Annotated in this window: 10 protein-coding genes; 4 read left to right on the forward strand and 6 right to left on the reverse strand. The window is 42.2% G+C overall.

The window, feature by feature from the left end:
- Window positions 1–512: 512 nt before the first annotated feature.
- From brnQ to MKY41_RS09525, 4 genes are all read left to right on the forward strand, one after another.
- Window positions 513–1,829, forward strand: coding sequence for a branched-chain amino acid transport system II carrier protein (brnQ, locus tag MKY41_RS09510; RefSeq protein WP_340744777.1), 1,317 nt, complete (start codon window positions 513–515; stop codon window positions 1,827–1,829).
- Window positions 1,830–2,021: 192 nt separating this feature from the next.
- Window positions 2,022–2,813 carry a C40 family peptidase gene (locus tag MKY41_RS09515; RefSeq protein ID WP_340744778.1) on the forward strand — a complete coding sequence of 264 codons (792 nt, stop codon included), beginning with the start codon at window positions 2,022–2,024 and terminating at the stop codon, window positions 2,811–2,813.
- Window positions 2,814–3,120: 307 nt separating this feature from the next.
- Window positions 3,121–4,710 carry a SulP family inorganic anion transporter gene (locus tag MKY41_RS09520; protein ID WP_340744779.1) on the forward strand — a complete coding sequence of 530 codons (1,590 nt, stop codon included), beginning with the start codon at window positions 3,121–3,123 and terminating at the stop codon, window positions 4,708–4,710.
- 314 nt (window positions 4,711–5,024) lie between these two features.
- Complete coding sequence (locus tag MKY41_RS09525; protein ID WP_340745675.1) at window positions 5,025–6,383, forward strand: IS1182 family transposase; 1,359 nt, start codon at window positions 5,025–5,027, stop codon at window positions 6,381–6,383.
- A 202-nt stretch (window positions 6,384–6,585) separates the two neighbouring features.
- Here MKY41_RS09525 and MKY41_RS09530 read toward each other — a convergent pair whose 3' ends face one another.
- The 6 genes from MKY41_RS09530 to MKY41_RS09555 all read right to left on the reverse strand — a co-directional run bounded on the left by MKY41_RS09530 (window position 6,586) and on the right by MKY41_RS09555 (window position 12,947).
- The gene (locus MKY41_RS09530) at window positions 6,586–7,854 is read right to left on the reverse strand and encodes a TRAP transporter large permease (RefSeq protein ID WP_340744780.1); all 1,269 of its coding nucleotides are present in this window, start codon (window positions 7,852–7,854) and stop codon (window positions 6,586–6,588) included.
- A gap of 3 nt (window positions 7,855–7,857) precedes the next feature.
- Window positions 7,858–8,325, reverse strand: coding sequence for a TRAP transporter small permease (locus MKY41_RS09535; RefSeq protein ID WP_340744781.1), 468 nt, complete (start codon window positions 8,323–8,325; stop codon window positions 7,858–7,860).
- Between the two features lie 63 nt (window positions 8,326–8,388).
- Entirely contained in the window at window positions 8,389–9,402 is a 1,014-nt protein-coding gene (locus MKY41_RS09540) for a C4-dicarboxylate TRAP transporter substrate-binding protein (protein WP_340744782.1), read from the reverse strand.
- A 25-nt stretch (window positions 9,403–9,427) separates the two neighbouring features.
- Window positions 9,428–10,441, reverse strand: a complete 1,014-nt coding sequence (locus MKY41_RS09545; RefSeq protein ID WP_340744783.1) for an ABC transporter permease — start codon at window positions 10,439–10,441, stop codon at window positions 9,428–9,430.
- Window positions 10,442–11,941 carry a sugar ABC transporter ATP-binding protein gene (locus MKY41_RS09550; RefSeq protein ID WP_340744784.1) on the reverse strand — a complete coding sequence of 500 codons (1,500 nt, stop codon included), beginning with the start codon at window positions 11,939–11,941 and terminating at the stop codon, window positions 10,442–10,444.
- Between the two features lie 16 nt (window positions 11,942–11,957).
- Window positions 11,958–12,947 carry a substrate-binding domain-containing protein gene (locus MKY41_RS09555; protein WP_340744785.1) on the reverse strand — a complete coding sequence of 330 codons (990 nt, stop codon included), beginning with the start codon at window positions 12,945–12,947 and terminating at the stop codon, window positions 11,958–11,960.
- Window positions 12,948–12,961 lie beyond the last annotated feature (14 nt).

Genomic DNA, 12,961 nt, shown 5'->3' on the forward strand with positions numbered 1-12,961 from the left:
CGACGTGGAAATGGCATCAAAAATTTCCGCCAATTGTTTGGCGTTTTCTCGTATTTCTTCTTGAACTCCGACAGCGGATTGTTTGGTAAAGGAACATCGCTCTTGTCAAAGTGCTTTGTAACAGATTCCATTATTTTTTTAAAAAGAGGAAACGTCGATTATTTACTGTTTTCCCTGTTCTACGTTCCTCTAACCACTCTTCAAGACACCGATAGCACGGAACGAGCACATTGTTCGTAAGACTAGCGGGCCCTGACTTCCTGTTTTATTCATGTGAATCTCTTTGAAGAAGAAGCTTTTCCCCATGATCTCCTTGTTACAAAGGCGAAATTGTCGAAATTTATCGTCTTACAGAGAATACCATAAGTGATACAAAATATCTATACGTTTTTTAAACACTCGCACTACAATTGACCTACTCGGATTGGATTAGGTTTCATAGACGTTTTTACTTTATAGATTTATAATGAACCTATTGCTGAACGTCTATTTTTTAAGGAGCTGAGACTACTTTGTCTTTTCGAAAAAACTTTATAATCGGCTTGATGCTTTTCGCCTTGTTTCTTGGAGCCGGTAATATTATATTTCCACCCTTGCTCGGCCAAATGGCAGGGGATGAATTATTTATTGCCATGATTGGCTTTCTCATCACCGGGGTCGGCCTGCCCCTTTTGGCAGTCCTGTCCATCGCTAACGCGGGCGGCGGATTACAAACCATTGCAGGGCGTGTACATCCCCTTTTCGGCATCATTTTCACGATGATTGTCTACATGGCGATCGGCCCGTTCTTCGGTATCCCCCGGACAGCCACCGTCTCATTCGAGATTGGAGTCGTACCCTTTTTGCCGGAAACGGTTGCTTCCTCCCATTGGCCGCTCGTTATTTTCACCATTCTCTTTTTCTTCATTACGGTGGTGCTTGCACTGAACCCGGCGAAGCTTGTCGACCGGATCGGAAAATGGTTGACTCCTGTTCTATTTGTCGTAATCGGGGCGTTAGCTGTCAAAAGCATCATCTCACCGATCGGGGACATTAGACAACCACAGGGCGATTTTGTAAATCAACCCTTTTTCCGCAGCTTCGTGGAAGGTTATTTGACGATGGATGTCATCGCCGCCTTAGTTTTCGGAATTGTCGTGATTAACGCACTAAAAGCGGAAGGTGTGACGGAGAGGCGTCCCGTCCTGAAGGCCATGGTTATCGCAGGCAGTATCGCAGCGGCCGGATTGGCATTCGTCTATATTTCTCTCGGTTATATCGGGGCGACGAGTGTGGAAGCAATCGGGGTTCAAAGTAACGGAGGCGCTGTGCTGGCTCTTGCTTCCAATGTGTTATACGGGCAGTACGGTTCCATTATTCTTGCCGTTACGATTATTTTCGCGTGTCTGACTACGTCCATCGGTCTCGTCTCGGCATGTGCACAGTACTTCAAGGAACTTTTTCCTAACACGTCTTACAAGCTTTTCGTGTTGATCTTTGCGGGTTTCAGTACAGTAATCGCCAATGTCGGTTTGACGCAGCTCATTTCTTTTTCTATTCCAGTGCTGCTCATGATTTACCCACTGGCAATTGTCTTGATGCTCCTGTCGTTTATTGACAAATCCTTCAACAGACAGCCGATCGTCTACGTACTTGCTTTGCTGGCAACGGCAGTCGTCAGTATCTTCGATGGACTCCGGGGAGCGGAAATTGATGTCAAGCCGGTCACCTCCATACTTTCCCACCTCCCGTTATACGAGCAGCAGATTGGATGGCTCGTGCCTGCCATCATTGGTGCACTGATCGGCGTCTTAATTGGAAAATTGACGAAACCGAAACATACCATTTGAAAAATGAAATCGAAAAAGCTGCCGCAGGATGATACCGCGGCAGCTTTTTCGTCATGTAATGATTTCGAAATGCGTCGTATTTATTATATTTATAAAACTGTAACACAAATGTAACCCTATGTAACATTGTAGTATTTCTTGTAAACTATTAAAATAGAAGAAAAGGGTTTGTCGTTTGAAAGGGGAATTGAGATGAAAAAGAAGGCTTTTTCGGTATTGGCTTCCGTCTCGCTGGCGACCTTAATCGCTGCTGGAAGCGCGCAGGCTTCAACGGATACCCATGTCGTCAAACCGGGGGATACGCTTTGGAAAATCGCATCGCAGCATAAATTGACTGTGGATGAATTGAAAAGCATGAATAACCTGGCCTCGGATTCTATTAAAATCGATCAAAAGCTCATCGTTTCACCGAAACAGACAAATGCCAAGAAACCGGCGGCATCGTCCAAACCGGCAGCGAAGCAGACCGTTTCAGTAGGACAAGCCATCAGCAAAGATAAAATCGCGACGTCGTCCATCAATTCATGGGCGAAAGCGCCCGCGAAACCGGCAAACCCGCAAGTGAACGATTCAAAACCGCCTGCTCCGAAGGCCCCGGCGGCACCATCGAATGGCGTCTTGGCCGCGGCAGTTGACGTCTCCATGCCGCTCCTCGGCACACCTTATGTATGGGCGGGCGCGACGGAAGAGGGCTTCGATTGCAGCGGGTTCATTTATTATGTCTTCAATAAAGCTGGACTTGCCCTTCCTCGCCTTGACACGATCGGCATGTTCAACCAATCGACGGCAGTCGCGCAACCGGTTCCCGGGGACCTTGTCTTCTTCGAAAATACCTACCGGGAAGGTATCTCCCACGCCGGAATCTATTTGGGAGACGGGAAGTTCATCCACGCCGGAACGAAGCAAGTGGAAATTTCCTCCGTCGATTATCCCTATTGGCAGGAAAAACTTGTCGGCTATAAGCGATTCAATCAAATCAAATAACGAAGACAAACTTTTCCGAAATAGTAAAACACCGCTCGGCGACAACAGCCGGGCGGTGTTTTTTTGCATTTTCACTATAAGTTCGTCTATTTCGTAGGCTCTCCCATGCCATTCTGATTTCAAATTGATTCATTCAATTATTCCAATACATATATCTCTGCCTAAGATAATTTTTAAGCTATTTTCCACTTCCCGCATCGCCCAACTGACCTTCTGCTGGGCGGAAGCACCCTTGTCACTATGCCATTTGTACGGTACACTTGGTATAAGAACTTGTAAGAAATACCTTATTCCGGAGATGAATGGAATGTTGAAAGACAATCGTTATATAAATTACAATGTAGCCGGTTTCCGTCAAGATCTTATTGCGGGGGTCACTGTAGGTATCGTGGCCATTCCGCTTGGGATGGCTTTTGCTATTGCCTCGGGAGTGAAGCCGGAATACGGCCTTTACACAACAATTATTGCCGGGCTCCTGGTCGCCTTGTTCGGAGGGTCCAGGTATCAGATTGCAGGTCCTACCGGCGCATTCATCCCCATCCTGCTCGGAGTTGTGCTCCAATACGGATATGAAGATCTTCTCATCGCCGGGTTGCTGGCCGGCGTCTTTCTCGTCATCATGAGTTTTCTCGGCGTCAGTAATTTAATTCATTTCGTTCCGAAATCGGTTACAATCGGATTTACATCCGGAATCGCCATTATAATTTTCACCGGTCAAATTGGGAATTTCCTTGGGCTGACCGGACTGGAACAGAAGGAATTTTTCCATGAAAATATGATTGGTCTATTCCGAAACCTGCATATGATCAATTGGTTCAGTGTCCTGACCGCGCTCATCGGCTTATCGGTCATTCTCGTGTTGCCGCGGATTGCACCGAAAGTTCCGCTCCTGCTCGTTGCGCTGCTCGTCCCGACGCTCCTTTCGATCTTTTTATTTCCAGGAAAGGTAGAAACAATCGGGACCGCCTTTGGAGGGATTCCCAAAACGCTTCCCAGCTTTTCATTCCCGGACATCTCCTTGTCCAAACTGGTCAATCTTTGGCAGCCTGCCCTCGTTATCGCGGCGTTGGGCGCCATCGAATCCCTGTTATCCGCGGTCGTTGCAGATGGCATGAAACCGGAAGAACCGAAACATAATTCCAAACGGGAACTGTTTGGCCAAGGAATCGCCAATATCGTCACACCGCTGTTCGGCGGGATTCCAGCCACTGGAGCAATTGCACGGACGGCGACGAATATCCGGTCCGGGGCCGTCAGCCCGGTTTCGGGTGTGACACAAAGCCTTTTCGTTCTCGCTTTCCTGTTGCTTTTCGCACCGTACGCTTCCTACATCCCACTCGCCGCGATGGCGCCGATTCTCATGTATGTCGCCTGGAATATGAGCGCCCGCCAAGCGTTCGTCCATATTCTGTCCATTCGTTCGAGCGATTCGATCGTTTTAGTAACGACGTTCCTGCTGACTATTTTCGTCAATTTGACCATCGCTGTACAAGTCGGGATTCTCCTGGCAGCTTTGTCTTTCTTACGCAAAATGAGCGGCAAACTAAGCATTAAAGAAGGCAAACTGTCCGAAGTGGAATTGGTGAAATTCGGAGGCAACAATCCGGAAGCCATCCAAAAATATATTATCGACGGACCGATATTTTTCGGTACCGCCAAAGTGTTCGAAGACCAGCTCCCTGCTCTGTTACAAACGAAGGCGAAGCGAATGATCCTCGATCTGGAGCACCTATCCGTCATTGACGCAACCGGCGAGGCTGCCCTTTCAGCTCTGCTCGACGATGCCAAAAAAGCGGGCATCCAGATTATCGTCAAACGGCTCCCGAAAGAGAAGATCCCGATTTTCAAAAAAAGCGGCCTTTACGAAAAGGTCGGAGAAGAGAACTTCTTTATGTGAGGGTAGATATTATTCTTAATAACTGAAAGGAGATATTAAAATACAAAGAGTTCGGTATAAAATTACCGAACTCGCAGACTGTAGACAAACTCCAGAAATTTTGGAGTTTGCCTACAGTCTTTTTTCTTTTACAATGGAAGTAATCTTAGGAAATGTTGATTTCCGCTGCGGATGGACGCTTTCCGCGGGCACGGCTTCAGCCGCTTCCCTCGCTGCGCTCAGTCCAGGGTCTTCCGCTCGTGCTGTTCCCGCTGGAGTCGCCATCCTCCGCTCCAATCAACAGTTTTTCCTTCAAACTTACAGAGGTGATGGATATGATGACGAAGAATCAAATGAACCAACGAGAACAGTTGGAAATGCTGACTATTGAACAGTTGGTGCCCCAGGATCATTTGGTACGTAAACTGGATGCAGCCATTGACTTCGCGTTCATCTATCCATTGGTGGAAGACCTGTACTCGACAATCGGGAGACCCAGTATCGACCCGGTGGTACTGATCAAAATGACATTCATCCAATATACCTTCGGCATACGATCCATGCGCCAAACGATCAAAGAAATTGAAACGAATATGGCATACCGCTGGTTTCTCGGCTTTGGCTTTCATACAGAGGTGCCCCATTTTTCCACATTCGGGAAGAACTACATTCGCCGTTTTAAAGATACGGATCTATTTGAACAGATCTTCTATCGGGTGCTGAAGGAGGTCGCAGATCGTGGGCTTCTTAGCCCGGATCATGTCTTTATCGACTCCACCCATGTGAAAGCGAGTGCGAACAAGCGCAAGTTTCAAAAGAAAGTGGTTCGGAAAGAGACCCGGGCATATGAGAAGAAGCTCCAGGAGGAGCTCAACATGGACCGAGAAGAGAATGGGAAGAAACCGTTCCCTCCGGAGAAGTTCGAAAAGGAAGAACATAAAGAGATCAAGGAGTCAACGACAGACCCGGAGAGTGGCTACTATGTAAAGGACGAACGGACCAAGCAGTTCGCCTATTCCTTCCATGCAGCTACGGATGAAAAGGGATTTGTTCTCGCAAACATCGTCACTCCAGGTAATGTCCATGACAGCCATATGCTTGAGCCGCTGGTACAGAAGATCATCGACAAAGTGAAGCGGCCAATTGCCGTTGCCGCCGATGCAGCCTACAAGACGCCCGCGATTGCGAACTTCCTGATTGAACATCAGATCCTTCCTGCACTTCCTTACAAACGGCCAATGACCAAGGAGGGTTTCTTCCGAAAACACGAGTATGTCTATGACGAGCACTATGACTGCTATCTCTGTCCGGAAGGACAAGTCTTACCCTATAGGACGACCACAAGGGAGGGATACCGTCAGTATGCCTCGGCACCATCCATTTGTGCATCGTGCCCGGTGATCAGTCAATGCACTCAAAGTAAGAATCAGCAGAAGATCATTCAACGTCATATCTGGCAGGATTACCTGGATGTAGCGGAGGATTTGAGACATCATCATGAGATCAAAGAGATATACGGGAGGCGTAAAGAGACGATTGAACGTGTCTTTGCCGACGCCAAAGAAAAGCATGGCATGCGATGGACAACCCTACGAGGGCTAAAAAAATTGTCCATGCAGGCGATGCTTACGTTTGCTGCTTTGAATCTTAAGAAGTTGGCCAGCTGGACGTGGAAAGCGCCAGCCACGGCGTAATAGAAAGAAAAATAGAAGAGTGGTAGGGCTCATTTCCGTAAAAAAACGCTTAAAACAGGAAAAGGGTTGGAAATCAAATTGATTTCCAACCCTTTTGTCTACAGTCTGAGAGTTCGGTATAAAATTACCGAACTCGAGTTTATTCAAGCGCTTCCACTTTAATAAAAAGCCATCCCATTTTAATCAACCAGAAAATACTGTCTCACTTCACCAAAGCTAATGAAATTGCTGGAATATACGTCACCATAAATAGGGCTATAAGCAAAACGATGTACAACGGCCAACTTTTTCTCAGAAACTCAACAATCGAAATATTGGCTGCAGCGCTTGTCGTAAACATAACTGTTCCAAGAGGAGGGGTTATACTTCCTATTGCTAAATTCATTGCTACAATGATTCCAAAGTGAACCAAATCTACTCCAATTTCTGCAACCAGCGGGGTCAACAATGGTGTTAACAAAACGATACTCGCTGTACCCTCTATAAACATTCCTATAATTAAAAGCATAATGTTAATTAGAAGTAAAACAATAATTGGGTTTTCAGATAAACCTAACACTAATTCCGCAACTTGTTGTGGGATTCTTTCCCAAGTTAGTACCCAACCGAAAGCAGAAGATGCCGCTACAATAATCATTACCACGGCTGTTAAGGTGACAGATTCACCGATGACTTCTTTTAGCATTTTCATAGTAATCTTTTTATAAACAAAGTATCCGATTAGAAATGCGTAGACTACAGTTATAGCCCCCGCCTCAGTAGGCGTCATTATACCTAACCTGATTCCCCCTACTATAATAACAGGGGTAAACAATGCGAGGACAGCATATTTAAATGTACGCGCTACTTCTCCAATTGAGAAATTCTCATGCTCTTTAGGTAAGTCATTTTTACGAGCAATGACAAAATTAAAAATAAAAAGTAGAACTGCCATAAGAATTCCGGGTAAGATACCTGCCATAAAAAGTTTACCTATGGACACCTCCGCCATGAATCCATACATAATGAGCGCGATACTCGGGGGGATGATCGGAGCTATCAGTGAAGCTGAGGCTGTCAGGCCAGCAGCTAGCCCCCTGCTATATCCCTTTTCTTCCATTGGGGTAACTAATAATTTCGATAATACTGCGGAGTCTGCATTAGAAGAACCCGACATTCCAGCCATAAAGGTATTCACTAGAATATTAACATATCCAATACCGCCCTTAATGTGGCCAATAGAAGCAGAAGATAGATTAATAAGCCTTCTTGAAATGTCACTGACATTCATAAGGTAACCTGTCAATACGAAAAATGGGATTGCTAAAAGTGGAAAAGATTGAGTGCCTGAAATAATTCGCTGAATGAACACCTCTATCGTTACGGAAGGTTCCACTATAAAAAATAATAGAGTAGCAATCATAATAGAGAATACAACTGGTACTCCTATAAGCATCAAACCTAACATTAAGAAGATAATAAAAATTGTCATATTCTATTCACCACTTATCTCTTTAATCGTTATTACTAAATGGTTAATGAGGTGTATCCCCATAAGTCCAAATCCTATGGGAAAAGCTAGGTAGACCAGAGCTTTCGGTATATTGGAAGCTCCTAACGTTTCACCTATTACGTCATATGTAAATATAAATCCGTAAAAACACATGAAAGCCGACAAAGTTATCAACATTATGCCTATTAAAATGGAGAGAAATCTTGTACCTTTTTTTGGTAAGATAGCTTCTAATAGATCGATCTTAATATGACCTTTATTTTTCATAGCAACACTAGATCCTATAAAGATAATCCAGGCAAATAACAAAATAGATAATTCAACAGATCCTGGAATTGAGTAATCAAAAATATATCGTAAAACCACATTAATGAACGTTAAAATTACTAATATAACCATAATTACATTAACAAGAGCCTCTTCCAGCCTTGACATGATCTTTAAGAACACCGTGTTTCCCCCCTTGGATAAAAATAGAGTAAGACAATTTGTCCTACTCTATGTAATGTAAAATCAATTATTAATTATCTCCTTAACTCTTTCATATGTGCCGTCAGACCAACTATCAGACAAGATGTCATACACACTTGAAGTTGCTTCTTTAAAAGCGTCGACATCAGGTTGTGTAATGGTAACGCCCTCATCTTTAAGTTTTTGCTCATACTCCTTTTCCTGCTCAATGGTTGCTTGTGTCGCTAGCTCCCCGGCAGCCTTGGCTTCCTCTAATAAAATCTGTTGATTTTCTTCAGACAATCCTGAGAATACCTTCTCACTCATTAACCAACCGTTAACTTGTTTAAAGTGACCTGTTAAGGATATATGATCCGCTACTTCGTGAATTTTACTGGAGTATAGCGTTTCCAATGGAGCTTCAGCACCGACGATAATCCCTTGCTCTAGCCCCGGGTAAACTTCCGCCCATTCAAGAGACGTTGGATTTGCGCCCATAGCTTTAATCGTTTCTTGCCACATTGGGAGTGGAGAAGATCGAACTTTTGCACCTTTTAAATCTTCAGGTGTTTCTACTACACGATCAGAAATGACATGCCTTCCACCAAAATACCAATTAAAAGCTAATACGCGTAAACCATTTTCTTCTAGTAGTGCCTCTTGTTCTTTCATAAAATCAGAGTCAATTACTTTTTGGAGCTGGTTCCAATCCTCTACTAGGAAAGGACCGCCCAGCACGGATAAATCTGGAGCCATATCTTGCAAACCTGATGGATTATTGTAAGCGATAACCGGTGTTCCTAATTTGGCTTGTTCCAATACATCCGCATCACTGCCCAATGTAGAATTTGGAAACAGTTCTATTTCAATCGTTCCATTTGTCCGTTCTGCTACATTTTTAGCAAACTGCTTAACGGATTCATGAGTAGGTGAACCTTCAGCCATAACATATCCCATGCGCAATGTTACTTTTTCATCTGTTCCTTCAGAAGATTCTACATTCGAATCACTACAACCAGCCATTACTAGAACCAACAGTGTCAATAGCATTGCAAATTGCAAGTAAATTTTCCTCATATGATCCTCCTTATATTAAAACTGTCTATTCGATATCTTTTTGCATTCCTTTAATACCATAAATTTGAACCGCATTCAGTATGACTGCAAATACAATAATAGAGCCTTTAACAACCAACTGAAGATAGGGAGATACCCCTAGAAGAACCATGCCATTGCTTAAGACAGCAATAAATAAAGCACCTAAAAATGTTCCGATGATGGAGCCTCTTCCTCCAGCCAAACTAGTCCCACCAACAATGACAGCCGCAATTACATCTAATTCCCAACCATTCGCTACTGTCGGATTCCCTGACATTAATCTGGACGACAAAATAATTCCAGCTAGTGCAGCCAACATTCCCGTAATAACAAACACTGCCGTTTTAACTTTTGCTACCGGTACTCCAGATAATTGCGCTGCTTTAATATTGCTTCCCACTGCGTAAACATTACGTCCAAACGGAGTTTTCACTAATACATAATAAAAGATGATGTAAAGGAAAATCATTAATATTACAACAAAGGGAATAGGCCCTATAAATCCACTACCCAGGAAGGAAAATCCCTCTGGAAATGGAGATAATGGAAAGCCACCGGTAATTAAATAGGCAATTCCCCGCCATACAGATAACCATCCAAGACTTGTAATAAATGTTGGAATTCCATATCGATTTCGTAAGAATCCGATGCTATATCCACTGACACCACCTAATAAAATAGTCAGTATCATCGCGATCCATATATTAAAATTCATAGAAATTGCCAAGAATCCGAGGACTGCACTACTCGCTGCAACTAAGGACCCTACAGACAGATCGATTTCCGCAGTAATAATAACCATCGTCATTCCAATTGCTATTATTGAAATCATCGACATCTGTCTTAAAACATCAATAAAATTGCTTGTTGTCAAAAAGTTAGGAGCAATTACGCTGAATACAATTATTAGAAGTAGTAATACACCTAACAATCCAAGAATATTTTGATACGTTTTCCAATAATCTTTAATCGAAAATTTTCTCAATTTATTACTTTCCTGCAAGCCTTGTTGCAACATCTATTTCCCTCCCAAAATTGCCTTTGTCAAATCATTAACCGAAACATTCTCATTTTTCATTTCACGTTGGATTGTGCCATTTTCCATAATAAGGATTCGATCTGTAATTTGCACTAATTCGTCTAAATCCGAGGAAGCTATTATAATAGCGATCCCTTTTTGAGTTATTTCATTTAACAAGCTATATATTTGTCCTTTTGCACCTACATCAATTCCCCTTGTAGGCTCATCAAGCAATAGAACTTTTAAATTATTAAGGGCCAGCCATCTTCCTAAGATTGCTTTTTGTTGATTACCACCACTTAAAAATTCAATATTTCGATTAGGGAGATTTGGATAAAGTCCCGTCTGAGTTATTGCAGTTTGGGATGCCTTTTCTTCTTTTTGATTAGAGATAAATCCTCTCGTCGTGATTTGATTCATGATTGAAACAACAATATTTTCTTTTATACTTCTTCCTGGAAGTATCCCTTCTGTTTTCCTGTCTTCTGAAACAAAACCGATTCCCTTGCGGATCATTTTTTTTCTTATCGGATTTTTAAATTCGGTATTTTCAATTTTAATAACACCTGCCTCAATTTTTTCGTAGCCAAAGATAGATTTGAAAATTTCAGTTCGGCCGGACCCCATTTGACCAGCCAGCCCTAAAATTTCACCAGGTCTGACATAAAGGCTTATATTATTAAGATCTTTTGTTTTCAAGTTTAATAACTCAAGAACTTTTTTATCGCTTTGTATATTCTTCTTTACTTTTTCAGCAGCTTGACCAGATTCGCCCAACATTAAATCCACCATTTCGCCCATGCTTTTGTCTTTAATAGAATGAGTACCAATATTTCTTCCATCTCTCATTATCGTCACTTTATCACAAATTTCAGTTAATTCACTCAGTCTATGAGTTATATAAATGATCCCAACCCTCTGGTCCTTTAAATTTTTAATAATCTTAAACAATTGTTCAATTTCTTGGGCATTGAGAGCAGAAGTTGGCTCATCTAAGATAAGTACTTTGGCCTTTAAAGAGATGGCTTTACAAATTTCAATAATTTGTTGTTCTCCAACTGGTAATTCTCTCACCAACTTTTTAACATCCAATGCGATCCCTACATTTTTCAGTACACTTTCTGCATCTCTCTTCATTTTATGCTCATCGATTATCGGAGGAAGTTTAGATAACAAAGGAATTCTGCCAGCAAAAATGTTTTCAGCAATGCTCAAATCATTAAATAGGCTAAACTCCTGATAGACTATAGAAATCCCTAAGTCTTTAGACATTTGAGTACTACTTAATTTAATCGGAGTTCCCTCAAGTATGATTTCCCCGCTGTCAGGCTCATATGCCCCGGATATCATTTTAACTAATGTTGACTTTCCAGCCCCATTAGCACCTAATAAGGCATGGACTTCTCCATGCCTTAAATTAAAATCTACAGAGTTTAGCGCATGAACATTTCCAAATACTTTATTAATTTTTTTTAATTCTAGTAGAAATTCTGACATGCAAAACTCTCCTCATTTAAATATTCGAGTATTTTTCTACATATTGTTGAACCTTTTCTTTGTCATCCTTTGTAAAAACATCCAAGTCCACAATAATTTCGCTTTCTACTTCTTCACCCTGCAATACTTGAACGGCCGCTTCTACTGACTGATAACCGATCTTTTCAGGATCTTGTGTGGAAACTGCTTGATATGGGTTCGTACTATCCAATAAAGCATTGCCTGTTTGTACATCCATATCCGTTCCGAAGAACTTAATTTTTTCTTGAAGTCCTTTAGAAATGATCCCTTGAACGACTCCCATTGTCGTTCCGCCATTTGCTGCCCACATGACATTCATATCCGGATTGGCTTGTATCATCGTTTCAGCAACGGACATTCCGTTTTCCGGCCCATTTGCATCTTGTTTGCTCACAATTTCGATTCCCGGTGCTTTTTCTACTTCTGAAAGAAAACCTCTTTCACGATCTTTACCTACTTCAAACATGGAAAGCGTAACCATCCCTAGCTTTGCTTCCCCGTTCAAGTGTTCATTTACATAGTCAACTAAAATTTTGCCTGCCTGAGCGCCCAGTTCAAAATTATCAATCCCCACAAAATACTTCATAACCTCTTCATCCACGTTTGTATTATAATTGATCACTGTTACATCTTTTTCTAAAGCACGTTTAATTGCTTGCGTAGATGAAGATGAATCAATTGCAGACATTACAATAGCATCCATCCCTTGAGATGAATAGGTGTCTATCAGGTTAGATTCTTCAGCTAAATCCAAATTAGAATTTCCAATCTTTAGATTTACGTTATAATCTTTTGCCGCCTTTTCCATTCCCAATTGAATTTGCTTAAACCATTCTACATCCGATTGCATTAGAATCCCTGCTATTTCATACTTTTTATTATCAGTGTTACTCGACTCACTATTTGTAGTATTTTCATTACATGCAGTTAGCACCAATAGACTGATTAACAAAATTACTAGAGCCGCTTTATTAAATACCTTCATAATTTTCCGCCTCC

It is taken from the genome of Sporosarcina sp. FSL W7-1349, assembly GCF_038003045.1.
GTDB lineage: Bacteria > Bacillota > Bacilli > Bacillales_A > Planococcaceae > Sporosarcina.